This is a genomic window from Pseudoduganella umbonata (assembly GCF_014192225.1).
Classification (GTDB): Bacteria; Pseudomonadota; Gammaproteobacteria; order Burkholderiales; family Burkholderiaceae_D; genus Rugamonas; species Rugamonas umbonata.
This window is the reverse complement of the sequence record NZ_JACHXS010000003.1, coordinates 1-17,309: the sequence shown is the minus strand read 5'-3', so window position 1 is coordinate 17,309 and position 17,309 is coordinate 1. Positions and strand designations below refer to the sequence as shown.

Genomic DNA, 17,309 nt, shown 5'->3' with positions numbered 1-17,309 from the left:
GGGCCCGCCTGCGCCTATCGGTTGCCGCAGGCAAGCGTCATGTCGGCCGGCGCGAAGGCATCGCCGCGCGGCACGCCGGGGCGCGGCGACGACCGGTCGATCCAGCCCAGCGCGCGCTGCCATTCGCGCGCCAGCAGGTCGCGCGGGTCCCAGCGGCCGTCGCCGCACAGCACGGTCGCCATGCGCGTGCGGCTGGCCGCGTTCAGGAACCAGCTCATCGGCGGATCGTCGTTCAGCAGGCCGGCGCCGGAATGGCCGGGGCGGTTGCGGTCCGCCTCCGGATAGCGCAGTTCGATCACCTTGCCGGCCGCACAGCCGCCCAGCAGCCGGATCGCCTCCGCTTCCAGCGCGTGGGCGCGCGCGGAGCGCGTCTGGTACAGCGCATACGCCGGCGCGCTCAGTTCCATGGCGATCGGCAGCCTGCGCGAGCGGGGCTGCGGCTTCGGATCGCAGATCCACTGCGCGCTGCCGGCCGGATCGTTCTCGATGACGATGACGACGATCTGCCGCGCCAGCTGCTGCTGCGCCGGCGTCCCGCCTTGCAGCTTGCCGATCATCGCATTCAGTACCGCCACGCCGGAATTCTCGAAATAGCCGCCATCGACCACGTAGTCCCACACCGTGTGGCCGTCGGCATGGCGGATTGCCGCCGCCGGGCTCACATACGTAAACCGCGCCGAATTGTGGACGGCGGCGGCACGGGTCAGGCGTGCCGTATCGAGCGCGCCGTCGAAGACGTCGTAGGCATCGGTCGGCACGAAGCGCAGGTCCGATTGCACCACCAGCCGGCCGTCGCCGACCGTGGTCGTGTTGAAGATCGTACGGGGCAGCACGCCCGGCATCGGCGCCGCCGCGCGCAGGGGCTGGCTGAACCACGACGCCTGCGCCGGGCTGTGGCGCTGCCAGTCGCGCGCCCACGCCTCCTCCAGGCCGCGCGAGCGGTCGCATGCGATGCACGGCCACGGCAGGAAGCGCGCAATGGTGTCGCTGTACAGCATCTGGCCGACCGCCGGCGCAAGGAAATCGCGGGCCAGGAAGTCGGTCGGACGCGGCGCCAGCGGGCCGCTGCCATCGGCGCCCGTGTCCCGTTCTGCCGCCAGCGCGGCGACGAACGCGGCGAGCCCCAGGCTGCCGCCGGAGACGCCGCTGACCGCGTAGACGTTGCGGGCGAATTCGCGGTCGCGCACGCGTGCCTGGTTTTCCAGGCTGGTCAAAACAACGCCGGTCCAGAACGCGGCGCGCGATGCGCCGCCGGCGGCCGCCACCAGATAGATCGGATCGCCGCTGCGCGCGCCGCGGGCGGCGTTCCATGCTTCCAGGTCGTCCGGGAATGGCGGGCGCGCATCGGTGCCGGCCGGCGCGCCGCCGCCGGCGGCCACGAAGTGGTTTTCGTTGAAGAACGACAGCACCAGGGCCAGCGCGAACGGCAGCAGCGCCAGCGATGGCCAGCCGCCGCTGCGCGGCCAGTACGTCAGCACGATACTGCCGAACAGCGTCCAGGAACCGAGCGCGATCAGCACGAGGGCCGGCGAACCGATCGCGCGCGCCGCCGTCTCGCGCCCGATCACCGTGGCCAGCAGCACGCCGAACGACACGGCGAACATCGCCAGCACGGTGGCGACCGCGCCGCCGCTCAGGGCGGCGAAACGGGGGTAGGGGTCGTCCTCGCGTTGCGACCAGCCGGCATGCGCGGCAGGCAGCTGGCGGCGGAACACCACGAAGGCCAGGAATGCCACGGCAACCGCCGCCAGCGCGAGCCAGTAGCGCGGCGACGGCGTGGCCAGCATGAAGAACACGGTGATCGGCGCCACGCCCAGCAGGCCGAGCAGGCGGGGCAGCCAGCGCCCCGTGAAGCCGGCGAAGCGTTCGTCGATGCATGGGAGCAGGCGGTCGCGCGGAAAACGCCTGCCCAGCATGATGCGCGCACAGTACCAGCTGGCGAAGGCCCAGTAGGCCAGGGCGACGATGAACAGCGCGTAGCTGGGCGATGCCAGCGGATCGGCCGTGCCCGCGCCATCCGGCTCGCCGAACGCCACCAGGGTTTCACGGACCTGTTCGAGGCCGAGCAGGATGGCGTTGCCGGCCAGCGTCGTCAGGACCGGGTACAGGCACAGGTTCAGCGCGCCGGCCAGGAAGGCGGTGCGGGTCAGGCGCGGGGTGGAGATGGTTTCAGCGATCGTCGGCTCCCTGCAGTGGCCAAAGGGGAAAGGTAAAGGCACCGCGGGGAACAGGATGACAAATCGGGAAGAAAAACACAACCGCGCCACGCCTGCAATGGTTTGCGTGGCGTGGCGCGGCGGCGGTCGGTTGCAGGTGCTCGGTTGCAGGTGCTCAGTTGCAGCTGCTCAGTTGCAGGTACTCAGCGGCCGGTACTCCTTAGCGCGACCGTGGCGGCCTGCAGGCCGTCGGCCGCCACGCGGACCGTGATCGGGCCCTTCGCGCCGGGCTTGGCGCGCACGATGCCGAGCACGAGGCCGTTGAACGCGGGCCGTTGCGGCGACGGGAACGGCACGAAGCTGGTCGGGTCGCCGTTGTCGGTGGCCACCAGCTCGCCGGGACCTTCGACCGTGAAGCGCACCGCGTTGTTCGCCCGCGGCGCCGTCAGGCCGGCCCGGTCGGTCACGCGCACGGTGATGAACGACAGGTCCTTGCCGTCGCCGGCAATGGTGGCGCGGTCGGCGCTGGCCTGCAGCGCGGCGGGCGCGCCGGCCGTTTTCACCGACGAACGGGCCCACTCCTTGCCTTCCCGGTAGGCGACGACTTCGATGTTGCCCGGCTCGTACGTCACGAAATCCCAGCGCAGGCGGTACGCATACGACGCCTTCTTCAGCCGGCCCTGCGACTTGCCGTTGACGAACAGCTCGGCCTCGTCGCCGGACGTGAAGACGTGCACCGGCGTGACTTCGCCGACGCGGTCCGGCCACGTCCAGTGCGGCAGGATGTGCACCATCGGCAGGTCCGGGCGCCAGCGCGCCTGGTACAGGTAGAAGCGGTCCTTCTTGAACCCGGCCAGGTCGACGATGCCGGAATACGAGCTGCGTGCGCCGTAATATGGCGTCGGTTCGCCCAGGTAGTCGAAGCCGGTCCAGACGAATTCGCCGGCCGTGTACGGGTTCTGGTCGAGCGAGGCGAATGCGCGGTCGGCCGAGCTGCCGAAGTCGGCCGCAAACAGTTCGTAGGCCGACACCTGCTGCGTCTTCGGATCGCCGCCGGCGCCGGGCCGCACCGCGGCGCTCAGCGCGCCGGGCACCGGGAACTGGTACTCGCCGCGCGACGACAGGGCCGATGCGCTTTCCGTATGCAGGATCGCCTTGCCGGGGAACTTCTCGTGGAAGGCCGGGAACTGGCCGGGCAGCGTGCGGATGCCGGTGCCCTGGTAATTCAGGCTGATCACGTCCATCGTGGCCGGCAGCGGCATGTCCGGCTTGGCCCAGTTCATCGCCGTGGTGGCGGGGCGGCCATCGGGGTCTTCCTCGTGGACGATGCCGACCAGCTTGCGGCCGATGGCGGCGCCGTGCTCGCCCGTGTACTGCTCGCCCACTTCATTGCCCACGCTCCACATCACGATCGACGGGTGGTTGCGGTCGCGGCGCAGCATCGCACGCAGGTCCTGCTCGTGCCATTCGGGGAAGATCAGGTGGAAGTCGAGCGGCGTCTTCTTGCGTTCCCACGAGTCGAACACCTCGTTCTGCACGAGGATGCCCATGCGGTCGGTCAGCTCCAGCAACTGCGGGTCCGGCGGGTTGTGGCTCATGCGCACGGCGTTGATGCCCATCTCCAGCATGATTTCCAGCTGGCGCTCGGCGGCGCGCACATTGAAGGCGGCGCCCAGCGCGCCCAGGTCGTGGTGGTTGTTCACGCCGCGGACCGGCACGTGCTCGCCGTTGACGTACATGCCCTTCACGCCGTCGAAGCGCAGCGAGCGGATGCCGAACGGCGTCTCGTAGCGGTCGACCACGCGGCCATCGTGGCGCACCGTCGTCACCGCCGTGTAGCGGTTCGGCTTCTGGGTCGGTACCGGGCCCCACAGGCGCGGATTCTTCAGGAGGGCGTCGCCGGCAACGGTGGCGCTGCCCCCGGCAGGCACGGTGGTCGTTGGCGACACCACGGTGGCCACCGCCTTGCCGGCGATGCGCCCCTTGTCGTCCAGCGCATACAGCTGCGTAGTGACTTCGGCGGCGGCCGGCGCGGTGCCGGCATTGTCCAGCGTGACATTCCACGCCACCTGCGCCGATTCCTTCGACACCTGCGGGGTACGCACCTGCACGCCCCAATGGCCCACATGCAGCGGCGCGGTTTTTGTCAGCCACACGTTGCGGTACAGGCCCGCGCCCGGGTACCAGCGCGCCGACTCGCCGGTGTTGTCGAGGCGGATCGCCAGCGTGTTGTCGCCCGGCTTCAGGTAGCTGGTCAAGTCGATGCGGAACGAGTTGTAGCCGTAGGGCCAGCCCCCGGCGAGCCTGCCGTTGATCCAGACCGACGAATACGCCATCGCCCCGTCGATATCGAGGAAGACCTGCTTGCCGGCGTCCGCGCCTGTGACGGTGATCTTGTTGCGGTACCACGCCGGGCCCCACGTCTTCAGGCGGCCCATGCCGCCGTACGGACCGGTGGCGAGGAACGGCCCTGCGATGGCCCAGTCATGCGGCAGCGTCACGCTGTTCCATGCGCTGTCGTCGAAACCCGCCTTCGCGAACGGCGCGTCGATGGCCGGTTCATGGGCCGGCCGCGTGTAGCGCTTCGCCGGGTCCTTGATGAACGCATTGCCGGTGGGGAGGATCCACGGTTTCAGCAGCGGCGCGTTGCCGCGCGCGATGCGCGCCGCTTCCTCAGGCATCGCATCGGCCACCTTGCCATCGGCCGTTTCCTTCACTTCCGGGCGGATGTCGTACAGATAGGGCGCCGAGTTGCCGTCCGGGTCGCCCAGGTGGAACTTCCAGCCGTCATTGAACGGCATGCGCTGGCGCGGCGACTGCGTATCGGCCCCTTGCAGCGGCGCCGCCGTTGCCGTCATGACGAAGGCCGGCGGCGCGGCCATGCAGAGTGCCGCCAGCAGCGGCCATGCCAAACGGACGGCCGGCGGCCGCCCCTCAGGTGAATGCTTCACGAATCCTCCAAGTCATCTCGCTGCGCTGTCCGATGGGCTTTGGTAGCGTGTATCAACGCCGCCGTTTCCCGTCTTTATGAGGCGCCGGTGCCATTCTTCGCTTCCCCCGGCATTGGTTTTGTTAGCGCAACCAGTGCGGAGTGTAGAGTGATTGCATTAGCGAGTCAATCCGGCAAATGTTTCCTGGAAAATGGGGACGGACCCCATTTTCCGGGAAACTTTCCCGCCGACCGGGTCCGTCCCTGGGGGCTGATGTCATCGAACACGATCCGCATTTGCAACTGCGAAATCCTTCGTTCCCGTTCGCGGGGGGCGGGTGCTACGCTGCCTCGCGGCCTGGCATGGGGCCGGCCGCAGCCAGCCGGGGAGCAGCGATTGACGAAGCAGATACGCCTGAACGCGTTCAACATGAATTGCGTAGGCCATATCCACCATGGCCTGTGGAAGCATCCGCGCGACAATTCCGTCGATTACCGCAAGCCCGGATACTGGATCGCGCTGGCGCAACTGCTCGAGAAGGGCCTGTTCGACGCCGTGTTCCTGGCCGATATCGTCGGCGTCTATGACGTGCTCGGCGACGGCATCGACGTGACGGCGCGCGAGGCGGTGCAGTTGCCCGTCAATGACCCGGCCTATGTGGTACCGCTGATGGCGCAGGCGACGCAACACCTCGGCTTCGGCGTCACCGCCAACCTGACGTACGAGCATCCGTACCTGTTCGCGCGCCGCTTCGCCACGCTCGATCACCTGAGCGGCGGCCGCGTCGGCTGGAACATCGTCACCGGTTACCTCGACAGCGCGGCGCGCGGCGTCGGCCTGAAGCAGCAGATCGACCACGACGACCGCTACGACCGCGGCGACGACTTCATGGATGCCTTCTACAAGCTGCTCGAAGGCGGCTGGGAAGACGACGCCGTCGTCAACGACCGCGTGCGCGGCATCTATGCCGATCCGGCGAAGATCCACCGCATCCGTCACGACGGCCCGTTCTACAAGGTCGACAACGTATACAACCTTACCGAGCCGTCGCCGCAGCGCACGCCGGTGCTGTTCCAGGCGGGAGCGTCGAAGCGGGGCAACGCGTTCGCCGGCCGCCACGCCGAGTGCGTGTTTACCGGCGGCCAGGATCGCCCGGCGCTGGCGAAGATGGTTGCCGCGATCCGCGGAGAAGCCGTCGAAGCGGGCCGCGAACGCGACGACGTCAAGGTGTTTTCCTACCTCACCGTTGTGGTCGACAGCAACGAAAGGGCGGCGCGGGACAAGTACGACGAATATCTCGCCTACGCCAGCCCGGAGGGCGCGCTGGCGCACTTCGTCAGCGGCGCCGGCGTGGACCTGGACCGCTTCGGCCTGGACGAAGAGATCACCGACGAAAAGCTCGAAGCACTGTACCCGGGCCGGCTGCGCCGGGTCGGCGAAGCGCGTGGCGGCGGATTCGCGCCGGGGACCACGCGCCGCAAGCTGCTCGACGCGCGCCGCTTCGGTTCGCAGCAGGCGCCGATCGTCGGCACGCCGTCGCAGGTGGCCGACGAGATCGCACGGATCGTCGCCGAAACGGACCTCGACGGCTTCAACCTGACCCGCACCGTGGCGCCCGAATGCTATCGCGACTTCATCGAGCTGGTGATCCCCGAACTGCAAGGCCGCGGCCTGTATAAGACCGCGTACGAGGAAGGCACGCTGCGCGAAAAACTGTTCGGTGCCGGCCGCGCGCGCCTGCCCGGCAATCACCACGGTGCGCAGTTCCGGCATGGCCATCAGCGCTCCGGCCACCGGTGACAGGCACCTTTCATTACAGCGCCTCTGTTGCTGAAAGATCCGCGGACATCGAACAGCCGCCAGGGTCCCCGTATGACGCCAGTGGCTACCTTCATGCAAGGCTTTTTGCTCAAGCAATTGAGCGGCAATCGAGGCCTGTCGGATGCACCGGGTTGTTACTATCCGTATTCCATCAATCATTCCCAGGAATGCCATGTCCCTTGTTCGCCGCTCGCTTGCCGCCATCGCCCTGACCGCTCCCGCTCTCATGGCCCACGCCAATCCCGGCCTGCTGGCCGAGGTGAAGACGGCCGACGCCGCCTACTGGAAGGCATACAACGACTGCGATTATGCCGCGCTCGACAAGCTGACGGCCGAGAACGTGGAGTTCTATCACGACCAGGGCGGCGTGACCAATGGCCGCGCCGCCCTGACCGACAGCGTGCGCAAGAATATCTGCGGCAGGCGGCCCGCGGTGGCGGTCACGCGTTCCGCGCAGGAGAAGGACGTGCAGATCTTCCTGCTGAACCGGGGGCCGGACGTCTATGGCGCGCTGGTCACCGGTAAGCATGCCTTTGCCGAAGGGCCGGTCGGCAGCCGGGTTGCGCCGGTCGGGCAGGCACTGTATTCGACGCTGTGGCTGCGCGGCGCGGACAAGGGCTGGACCATCTCGCGCGTCATCAGCTACGACCACAAGCCGATTCCCAACGACAGCCAGGCGATCGAACTGTCCGCCGCGGAGCTGGACCGCTTTGTCGGCAGCTACAGCTCCGGCATGCAGAAGTCGCTGGACGTCAAGCGCGACGGCGGCAACCTGTCGGTCGAAGTCGAAGGGCGCGCCGTCACGCTGTACCCGAAGGGCGCCAACACTTTCTTCATGAAGGAACGCCAGATCGAAGTCGAGTTCAACGCCGGGCCGGACGGCAAGGTGTCCGGCCACGTGGTGCGCGCCAACGGGCAGCCGGTCGACCAGGGCAAGCGCCTGTAGGGCGCCGGGCACCGCCTGCTGCCCATATCTTCCGCACGCATATCGATGGCACTTTTAATTCTTTGTGCAACGCCGCATGGTTTGGTAACTTCTACAACACCATTCACGTCGCAGTTATCGAATTGGAGTTCAGCAGGTGCATCGGACAAGCACGACGACACGCTGGCCGCCCGGCAAGCGAACATGCCGTAGCGTATTGATCGCCGGCGCAGCCATGCTCGCCATGTCGTGCGCCGGCATCGTGCCGGTGCGGGCCGCATCCATCGCCGTGGCCGTGGCAGGCATCGAGGCCGCGCCCGTACTGGCCGTCGCCATGGCCGGGCAGGCCAGGGCATCCGCGGCAGGAATCGGCCCCGGCATCGTTCCGCCCGGCACGGCGCATCCAGTGCCGGGCCGGCGCCCCGGCCATTTCCGCAAGGCAGTGGTTACAATCGATGACAGTTTTTTATCCCCCAGCCGCTACCATGTTGAATACACTGCGGCGAGCGCTACCAGCGCCCGTCCCGGAGCGGGCACGACGCGGGGAGATCCCGCGGCTCCCGCGATTCCGTTTCTTGCGCAGTTCAATCACCCATAAGGCTCGCAAATGAATCCCTTCCTGTCCATGCACCTGGCACCGCGGTTTCACTTTCCATTCGGCGGTGCCCGTTTCAATGCCAGCGGTCCCCAAGCGATCAGTCCCGGCACCGCCCGGTTCCGGAACCCGATAGGGGCCGACGCCGGCATTGCCCGTACCGTGCGGCAAACGTCTGAGGCAGTCGATGTGGAATCCCAACCGATGGAGCGGCAATGATGAAGCGACAGTTGAGAAGAAACAGTGAAATGGAAGCCCTGGTCAGGCAGGGACTGGTGGTCGACGCCCAGCGCGGCGCGGCCAACGCCTGGGTGTACATGGCGGCACAAGGCGTGCCGCGCAATGTGATCACGCGGGTGCTGACGGCCCCGGACAACCGCCGCGATGGCGACCGCTTTGCCGTCGAAGCAAAACAGTTCCCGGCGCCGGCCGTGCGGATACGGGCGCCACGGCATGCCCACTGACGGTTGCCGCCCATAACAAAAAAGCCTCCGCTTGCGGAGGCTTTTCATTTGCGGCGGCCGTGATTACAGCGGCGGCAGCGGGCCGTTCACGTACGGTGCGCCAGCCAGTTCGATGGCGCGGCGGACTTCGGCCAGGAAGGATGCAACCAGGCGGGCAAAGCCCGAGGTTTCGGTGGCGGCTTCAAAGCGCGGTGCGGTGGTGGTCGTCATGGTCAGCTCCTGAATTTGTTGGCGTTTGCTTTTGCGATGGTTGAATCTTACGCGCGCCAAAGATATATGGCCAATTTTGATTTCCCATGCCGGTGATAAGTAATTCGAATATCTCGACCAACCCAGTCATCACAGTTTCAGGCGGTAAATATTCGTTTTGCTTATTTCTCTGCAGTGCAATAACTTTCTGAAAAGAAAAAAAGACCAGGGTGGCACCCTGGTCTTGTCCGGTATTGCGGATCCCGTGATTTACAGCGGCGGCAGCGGGCCGTTCAGGTAAGGCGCGCCGTACTGCTTGATGGCGTTGCGGATGAAGGCCGACAGATTGCTGGCTGCACGGAAGATGGCGGAGCCGCTCTTGCGTTCGGTGGCGGTGGCGGTAGCGGCGATCGTGGCGTTCATGGCGGTTCCCTGTAGACGTTGCGTTATGCGATGAAGGAATGGTACGTAAAGCCAAGATATAAGGCCAATTTCGATTTCGGATGTTGGCTATAAGCTTTCTGGATAACCGGTGCAGGGCCCAATCCGCTGAAACATTTCCAGAAGACCGGTGACAGACACCGGTTTTTGAGAAACATTTCCAGAACACCGGTGTCTGTCACCTGCGCATGTCACTTGCGCACGCTGCGGCAGGCGATGCACGGCGCCTTTGCATCATCTGTTGCAAACATTGAGTGATCGGTCCGACCCGGCAATGGCGCAGAGTCCTACGCGCCCGTTAGGGCAGGGCTTATAAAAAAACAGTCCGGTCCGGCCTACCATGGCGGCTCCTTCAAGCGACTTGGCGTTACCAGGTCGCATGATGGATGTGCAATGTTCAACTTTACATTTAAGGAGATCATCATGGCAGCCAATCGTTCGAACAACAACAACCCGCAGGGCAACAACCAGCACACGCAAAACCGCGGCAACAGCCAGTCGGGCAACCAGGGAAACAGCCAGAGCGGCACCAGCAACCGCGGCTTCGCGTCGATGGACCCGCAACGCCAGCGTGAAATTGCTTCCGAAGGCGGCCGCGCGGCCCACGCCTCGGGCAATGCCCACGAGTTCACGTCGGAAGAGGCGCGCCGCGCCGGCCAGATGAGCCACAAGAACGACGGCAACCGCCAGAGCTCGTCGGGCGGCAACAGCCAGTCGGGCAACCGCGGCAGCGGCAGCACGCGAGGCGGTACGCCGGAACAGCACGCCGCCGCCGGCCGCCAGAGCCACAAGAACGACCGCTGACCGGAAAGGCCGGTCACCGTCGAAGCCGCCCCTCGGGGCGGCTTTTTTTTTGCGTCCGGGAACGTTGGTGACTGTCGGGTAATACCAGCCGTATCGGTCGAATGCATGGCGCGGCTAAAACTCGACACTTTGCGCGCACGGCAGTCAATGCGTGCTTGTGTGACTACCAATAGTAGCGCATGATTTTCCGGCATCGCTGCCATACACCTGCTCATCCATACCCCTGACACGACGGAGACCGCCATGACCCGCAGACCGATTCGCCCGTTACCCGCCGCAAGCGCCATTGCCGCAGCGTTCCTTGCCTTTGCCGTCGCCATCCCCGCGGCGGTGGCGCAGAACACGCCGCTCGCCGACCCGATTCCCGGCACGTTGCCGGCCAGTGCCGTCGCCATCGGGGTGCGCCCGCTGCTGGCGAACCTGACGTCGCCCGTCGCGGGTGCCGTCGCGCCGGGTGAGCCGAACCAACTGTACATCGTCGACCAGGTCGGCAGGATACTGAAAGCGCCGGTCCGCGGCTTCGCGACGAAAGGCGTGTCGAAGCTGTTCCTCGACGTCAGCAGCCGCCTGGTCCCCCTCAATATGTACGACGAGCGGGGCCTGCTGGGACTGGCGTTCCACCCCGATTACGCCAGCAACGGGCGCTTCTACCTGTTCACGTCCGAACCCGTGCAGGGGCAGGCGGACTTCTCCACGCTGCCCGCCGGCACTGCGCCGGTCAATCACAGCGTGGTGTCGGAATGGCGCGTGGCCAATCCCGGCAGCGCCAATCCGGTGGTGGATCCGGCCAGCGTGCGCGTGCTGATGCGCATTGACAAGCCGCAGGGCAACCACAACGGCGGCGCACTGGCGTTCGGGCCGGACCGCATGCTGTACATCTCGCTCGGCGATGGCGGCGCCGGCGACGACCAGGGTACCGGGCACGCACCGGAAGGCAACGCGCAAAGCCTGGCACCCGGCAACGTGCTGGGCAAGATCCTGCGCATCGATCCGCTGGGCAGCAACGCTGCAAACGGCGCCTACGGCATCCCGGCCGACAATCCGTTCGTGAACCGGGACGGCGCGGACGAGATTTTCGCCTATGGGCTGCGCAACCCGTTCCGCATGGGGTTCGATGCCGAGGGCACCCTGTGGGCCGGCGACGTGGGGCAGGGGGCGATCGAGGAAGTCAACCACATCGTTTCCGGCGGCAACTATGGCTGGCGCGTCAAGGAAGGCAGTTTCCTGTTCGATGCCAACGGCACCAGCGGCGGCTTCGTGTACCAGGCGAGCCCCGGCGCCCCGGCCGGCCTGATCGACCCGGTGGCCGAATACGATCACGCGGACGGCGCGGGCCAGCCGACGCTGCGGCGCGCCGTCATCGGCGGCTACGTCTATGACGGCAAGGCCATTCCGCAACTGCGCGGACAGTACGTGTTCGCCGATTACGTCGGCGACGACGGCACCGGCAAGCTGCTGACGCTGGGCGTGCGCAACCAGGTCGAGCAGCTGCTGGCGCCGCCTCGCGACCCACTCGGCATTCCCGTGCTGGGGATGGCGCAGGATGCCGCTGGCGAAATCTACGTGCTGGGCAACGCGGACGGCTCCACGCGCGGCAATGCCGGCGTCGTGCTGAAGCTGGTACCCCGCCGTTGACGCAGCAGGGCTGGCGCTTTGCTACACTGCGGCCTTTTGCATCTGCACGAGGTCTCACATGGCGTCATCCCCCGAACTGCGCGCCTGGGCGCAGCGCTGCCTGCTCGATGCCGATCCGGTCGCGAAAACGGATGAAGTAGCGCGCATGGCCGCCGCCTGGGCGGCCGGCGCGTGCACGCTCGATCCGCATGCCGTGCTGGCCGATTCGGCGGCGATCCCGGGCCGGCCGGCGAAACCGGAACTGGTACCGCCGTCGCGTGTCGGCCGCCGCTCGATGGCGACCGGGGAAGGGCGTGCGATGCTGATCCACGCGCTGGCCCACATCGAATTCAACGCCGTCAACCTGGCGCTCGATGCACTGTGGCGCTTCCCCGGCATGCCGGCGCAGTACTACGCGGACTGGCTGCGCGTGGCAGACGAGGAATCCACGCATTACCGCCTGCTGGCCGCGCACCTGGCCACGCTGGGCCATGCATACGGCGATTTTCCCGGCCACGACAGCCTGTGGGAAATGGTGCACAAGACGCGTGGCGACGTCACCGCCCGGATGGCCCTCGTGCCGCGCACGCTGGAAGCGCGCGGCCTGGACGCCGTGCCGCCGATGCGCGCCAAGCTGGCGCAGGCGGGCGACCTGGCGGCGGCGGAAATCCTCGACATCATCCTGCGCGACGAAGTGGGCCACGTGGAGATCGGCAACCGCTGGTACCGCTGGCTATGCGAAGGGCAGGGGCTGGAACCCTACGGCACCTACGACGAGCTGGTGGAGAAGTACCGGGCACCGGTGCTGAAAGGCCCGTTCAACCTGGAGGCGCGGCGCCTGGCCGGGTTTACGGAAGAGGAGCTGGCGCGCTTCGCAGCCATCGGCCAGCTGCCCGCCGCGCCGTCGAACGGCTGAGATCCGGGCTGTCCGGGCGCATTGGCCGACTCAAGCCGCCCCCGCTTCAGCCACTCCCGCTTCAAGCCACCCCCGCTTCAAGCCACCCCCGCTTCAAGCCACCCCTTTACGCCGCCTGCCGCCGCCGGATCTCTCCCTGCACGCCCACCGCATCGAGCGGCGACGCGATGTAATAGCCCTGCAGCTCGTCGCACTGCAGCCGCGCCAGCACGTCGGCCTGCTCGGGGCGCTCGACGCCTTCGGCCACCACCTTCATGCCCAGCGCATGGGCCATCGTGATGATGGCGGTGAACAGGATCTCGCCCTGTCCGTCGTGGCCCAGGCGGTGCGTAAACGACTTGTCGACCTTCAGCAGGTCGAAATCGAGCTGCTGCAGCATCGACAGCGACGAGTAGCCGGTGCCGAAATCGTCGACCAGCAGCCGGATGCCCAGCGCATGCATCGCCTGCAGGCGCTCGGAGGTGCGCTCGGGGTCGCGGATCATCGTCGATTCGGTCAGCTCGATCTCCACGCGTTCGGGCGGGATGCCGTGCCGTTCCAGCGACTGCAGGAACAGCGCGTGCATGTCGCGCTCGTTGAACTGGCGGCTCGACACATTGATCGACACCGGCACCGGCGCGCAGCCCTCGCGTCCCCACGCGGCGATCTGCGCACACACAGTGTCCACCACCAGCTCGCCCAGCTGCACGATCATGCCGGTTTCCTCGGCCAGCGGAATGAATTCGTCCGGGTACAGCAGGCCGGCGACGGGGTGGTTCCAGCGCACCAGCGCTTCCAGGCTGACCACCCGCTGCGTCGCCGCGTCCACCCGCACCTGGTAATGCATCACGAACTGGTTTTCCACTATGGCGGCCTGCAGTTCGCGTTCGCGCTGCTTGCGCTGGCGCATCGCGCCATAGAAGGCCGGGTCGAAGAACTGGTAGCCGTTCTTGCCGCTGGTTTTCACTTCGTACATGGCGATGTCGGCGTGGCGCAGCAGCGTGTCGACGTCGTGCGCATCGCCGGGGCACATGCTGATGCCGACCGATGCGCCCACGCACGCGGTACCGGCGCCGATCGCGATACCGGCGTGGAACGCCTGCAGCACGCGTGCCGCCACCTGCGCCGCCTCGGCGGTGCCGTTCAGCTGTTCCAGGATCACGATGAATTCGTCGCCGCCCAGCCGCGCCACATGGTCGCCCGGGCGTACCGCCACTTTCACGCGCCGCGCCACGATCTGCAGCAATTCGTCGCCGGCGGCGTGGCCGAAGGTATCGTTGACGGCCTTGAAGCCATCCAGGTCGATGAACAGCACCGCCAGCAGCCTGCCGCCGGCTTTCGCCCTTGCCACCGCCTCCGGCAGGCACTTGCCGACCCAGGCGCGGTTCGGCAGCCCGGTCAGCGCATCCTCGAAATTCTTGCGTTCCAGGTTAGACAGGTGGGCCCGTTCCAGCGTCACGTCACGCAAGGTCACGGCCAGCACGTCGCCCGAGCGCCGCACTTTCACGCGCACGCACGAAGCCTTGCCACTGAAGTCGGATTCGATGTCGCCTTCGGCGCTGCCCTGCGCCATCGCCTGCGCCAGCAGCGCGGTGGCCGACTCCACCGGGAGCTCGCGCGACAGCGTCGAGACCCGCCTGCCGATCAGTTCCTCGCGCGTGCTGTACGACATGGCCGCGCCCTGTTCGTTGCAGTCGACCGTCACATAGTCGACGATCTCGCCGCCTTCGCCATAGACCGGCGCGGTAATGAAGAACCCCTCGGTACTGGCCTCGGTGGCATTGCGGTAGGCATCCTGCGCGACCGTCAGCCGGTAGCGCTGCAGGGCCAGCCGGCCGGACAGCGCCATGCCCACCAGCACGAAGATGAGCAGCGCGACCGAGGCACCGACGGCCGTCTGGCGCGAAGCGCGCTCGCGTTCGCGCAGCAGTGCCAGCGCATGCGGCTGGTCGGCCCCGGCCAGCACCATCAGCGGGAAGCCTTCGACCGCCTGCCAGCCCACATAGCGGCCGACGCCGTCGCCGAACTCGGCGCCGTGGATGTAGGCGTTGCCGCTGGTGTTGGTGAGCGCCTGTTGCAGCGGCGGCGGCAGCAGCTGGATGCGCCGGAACGCTTCGCCCAGCTTGAAGGCCCGCACCGTGCCGTCGCTGCCCACCGCGGCCAGGAAGCCATGGGTGCCGAGGCGGCCATCGTCGTAATCGGCGATCAGGTTGTCCGGATCGATCGAGATCACGGCCACGCCGGCGAACTCGCCCTCGCCGTCGAGCAGCTTGCGGGAAAAGCGCACCGTGTAGCGCGACCGTGCTTCATCGAGCAGCGGCATGCCGATGAACATGTCGTCCGCCGCGCGCAATTGCTGAGAAGCAAAAAACGGCAGTTCCATGACCTGGGCCAGGTCGCCGGCGGACCACAGGCCGTTGGCATTGGTCATCCGCAGCTGCCCTTCGCGGCCGAACACGGTGATGCGCAGCGGCGCGCCGGACGGGTCCAGCATCTTGCCGAACTGGTCCAGCTTCATCGCGCCATCGAGTGCCTGCCACTGCACGCGGATCATCGTCAGCACCTGGTCGATCATGCCCAGGTTCGCCCGGCTCTGCGCCGCGCCGTCCTGGGCGATCTTCTGCGTGGCGGACAGCACCTGGCGCTCGACGGCTGCCCGCTCGCGGCTGAAGTTGTTGAGCAGGAACAGCCATGAGGCACCGGCGATCAGCAGCCCGGCCACGGGCCAGAGGAGGATGAACACCAGGTAGGGGCGCAAGGCCGCGAACGGAGGGGGGCGCAGGCTGGCGAACCTGAATGGCATGTCGAGTCCGGATTCGATGAGCGCCGGCAGCACAGGCTGGCGTCATGGCAGCAGGATACTCCTGTCGGCCTCGCCACACCGCCACGCACCGGTCGGAACGCAACAGTAGCCGCCACCGTGGGCGGGCAAACCGACCGGTATGATCGGGATGTCCTGGATCGATCATGAATTGATATCATGAATTGATATAGCGGCCATCATTTAAAGCATTGGTCATCCGGCAAGACACGCCCTACGATAAGCCTTTTTTCTTCCGACAAAAGGATCCTTCGTGGCCGGCCCAATCCATTCCGCAGGCGCGACGCTCGCCGGCGAGGCGTCATCGCCCGCCAGCTACAAGTCGGCGCTCTCGCTGCTCGCAAGCCTCTTCTTCATCTGGGGTTTCATCACCGTCATCAACAATACGCTGCTGCCGCACCTGCGCAGCGTGTTCGAACTCAGCTATACGCAGACGACGCTGATCGAATCCGTCTGGTTCATCGCCTATTTCGTGGCGTCGATCCCGTCGGCGCGGCTGATCGAGCGGGTCGGCTACAAGAAGGCGATGGTGGTCGGCCTGTGCATCATGGCCGCCGGCGCGCTGGGCATGATCCCGGCCGCGCGGCTGCCGTCGTATGCGGTGACGCTGGTCGCGCTGTTCGTCATCGCCTGCGGCATCACGCTGCTGCAGGTGGCGGCCAATCCCTACGTGGCCGTGGTGGGGCCGCCGCAGACGGCATCGTCGCGCCTGAACCTGGTGCAGGCCTTCAACTCGCTGGGCACCATGTTCGCGCCGCTGTTCGGCGGCTACCTGATCCTGGGCCGCTCCACCAGCGGCACCGCCGAGGCGGGCCAGGTGCTGACCCAGGCCGAGCGCCTGGCCGATGCGCAGGCCGTGCAGCTGCCGTACCTGATCGTGGCGGCCGTGCTGGTGTTGCTGGCCGTCATCATCGCGCGCTATCCGCTGCCGGCGATGACGTCGCGCCGCGTCTCCAAGGACGAGCGCGGTGCACATTCCCTGTGGAAACACCGCAACCTGGTGTTCGGCATTCCGGCTATCTTCATCTACCTGATCGCCGAGATCGGCGTGGCCAACCTGTTCATCAACTTCGTGTCGCAGCCGGACATCGGCAACGTGACGCACGAGCGCGCCTCGCATTACCTGTTCCTGCTGTGGGGCGGCATGATGGTGGGCCGTTTCGTCGGCAGCGTGCTGATGCGTTCGATCTCGGCCGAGCGCGTGCTGGCCGGCGCCGCCATCGGCGCATTCGTCGTGATGCTGGTCGCCACCTTTGCTTCCGGCGCCACGGCGATGTGGGCGCTGATCGCCGTCGGCCTGTTCCACTCGGTGATGTTCCCGACCATCTTCACGCTGGGCATCCGCGGCCTCGGCCCGCTGACGGAAGAGGGCGCCGGCCTGCTGATCATGGCGATCGCCGGCGGCGCGCTGGTCGTCGTGCAGGGCTGGCTGGCCGACATGTACGGTTTGCAGATGTCGTTCCTGCTGACCGTCGTCTGCGAGCTGTACATCCTGTTCTACGCCGCCTGGGGCGCCAAGCCGACCAACGCGTTCCCGGATACGCAGGTGTAATGAGAAAGGCGCTGTTCGCTTTAGCTGAGGGAACTTCTCCCCGGAACTGCTGTCTGATCTCCTGTTGAGATACTTCATGTATATCAGGAGGCCGTATGGGTG

General features: G+C 66.8%; 13 protein-coding genes. 8 read left to right on the top strand and 5 right to left on the bottom strand.

The window, feature by feature from the left end; translation table 11 throughout:
• Positions 1-14: 14 nt before the first annotated feature.
• Complete coding sequence (locus FHS02_RS08935; protein ID WP_137313099.1) at positions 15-2,219, bottom strand: hypothetical protein; 2,205 nt, start codon at positions 2,217-2,219, stop codon at positions 15-17.
• A gap of 140 nt (positions 2,220-2,359) precedes the next feature.
• A complete protein-coding gene (galB, locus tag FHS02_RS08930; protein WP_229422554.1) occupies positions 2,360-5,107 on the bottom strand; it encodes a beta-galactosidase GalB in 2,748 nt (915 codons plus the stop codon).
• Between the two features lie 375 nt (positions 5,108-5,482).
• Between galB and FHS02_RS08925 the strand changes: the two genes are divergently transcribed.
• The 4 genes from FHS02_RS08925 (at position 5,483) to FHS02_RS08910 (ending at position 8,891) form a co-directional block, all read left to right on the top strand.
• Entirely contained in the window at positions 5,483-6,886 is a 1,404-nt protein-coding gene (locus tag FHS02_RS08925) for an LLM class flavin-dependent oxidoreductase (protein ID WP_260115642.1), read from the top strand.
• A 193-nt stretch (positions 6,887-7,079) separates the two neighbouring features.
• The gene (locus tag FHS02_RS08920) at positions 7,080-7,853 is read left to right on the top strand and encodes a nuclear transport factor 2 family protein (protein WP_175424744.1); all 774 of its coding nucleotides are present in this window, start codon (positions 7,080-7,082) and stop codon (positions 7,851-7,853) included.
• 214 nt (positions 7,854-8,067) lie between these two features.
• The gene (locus FHS02_RS08915) at positions 8,068-8,430 is read left to right on the top strand and encodes a hypothetical protein (protein WP_137313097.1); all 363 of its coding nucleotides are present in this window, start codon (positions 8,068-8,070) and stop codon (positions 8,428-8,430) included.
• Positions 8,431-8,675: 245 nt separating this feature from the next.
• Positions 8,676-8,891, top strand: a complete 216-nt coding sequence (locus tag FHS02_RS08910) for a hypothetical protein (RefSeq protein ID WP_137313096.1) — start codon at positions 8,676-8,678, stop codon at positions 8,889-8,891.
• A 63-nt stretch (positions 8,892-8,954) separates the two neighbouring features.
• Here the strand turns inward: FHS02_RS08910 and FHS02_RS08905 are convergent, their stop codons facing one another.
• Together FHS02_RS08905 and FHS02_RS08900 are read right to left on the bottom strand one after the other, a co-directional pair.
• Positions 8,955-9,101, bottom strand: coding sequence for a hypothetical protein (locus tag FHS02_RS08905; RefSeq protein ID WP_175424743.1), 147 nt, complete (start codon positions 9,099-9,101; stop codon positions 8,955-8,957).
• A gap of 249 nt (positions 9,102-9,350) precedes the next feature.
• Positions 9,351-9,503 carry a hypothetical protein gene (locus FHS02_RS08900; RefSeq protein WP_175424742.1) on the bottom strand — a complete coding sequence of 51 codons (153 nt, stop codon included), beginning with the start codon at positions 9,501-9,503 and terminating at the stop codon, positions 9,351-9,353.
• Between the two features lie 441 nt (positions 9,504-9,944).
• On the opposite strand from FHS02_RS08900, the gene FHS02_RS08895 reads away from it, so the two are divergent.
• The 3 genes from FHS02_RS08895 to FHS02_RS08885 all read left to right on the top strand — a co-directional run bounded on the left by FHS02_RS08895 (position 9,945) and on the right by FHS02_RS08885 (position 12,855).
• Positions 9,945-10,325: a KGG domain-containing protein gene (locus FHS02_RS08895; protein WP_137313095.1), complete on the top strand. Its 381-nt coding sequence runs from the start codon at positions 9,945-9,947 to the stop codon at positions 10,323-10,325.
• A 243-nt stretch (positions 10,326-10,568) separates the two neighbouring features.
• Positions 10,569-11,960, top strand: coding sequence for a PQQ-dependent sugar dehydrogenase (locus FHS02_RS08890; RefSeq protein WP_137313094.1), 1,392 nt, complete (start codon positions 10,569-10,571; stop codon positions 11,958-11,960).
• A gap of 58 nt (positions 11,961-12,018) precedes the next feature.
• Positions 12,019-12,855, top strand: a complete 837-nt coding sequence (locus FHS02_RS08885) for a ferritin-like domain-containing protein (protein ID WP_137313093.1) — start codon at positions 12,019-12,021, stop codon at positions 12,853-12,855.
• Positions 12,856-12,961: 106 nt separating this feature from the next.
• On the opposite strand, the gene FHS02_RS08880 is transcribed toward FHS02_RS08885, so the two are convergent.
• Complete coding sequence (locus FHS02_RS08880) at positions 12,962-15,637, bottom strand: bifunctional diguanylate cyclase/phosphodiesterase (protein ID WP_137313092.1); 2,676 nt, start codon at positions 15,635-15,637, stop codon at positions 12,962-12,964.
• A 271-nt stretch (positions 15,638-15,908) separates the two neighbouring features.
• Between FHS02_RS08880 and FHS02_RS08875 the strand changes: the two genes are divergently transcribed.
• Positions 15,909-17,207: a sugar MFS transporter gene (locus tag FHS02_RS08875; protein ID WP_137313091.1), complete on the top strand. Its 1,299-nt coding sequence runs from the start codon at positions 15,909-15,911 to the stop codon at positions 17,205-17,207.
• Positions 17,208-17,309: the final 102 nt, after the last annotated feature.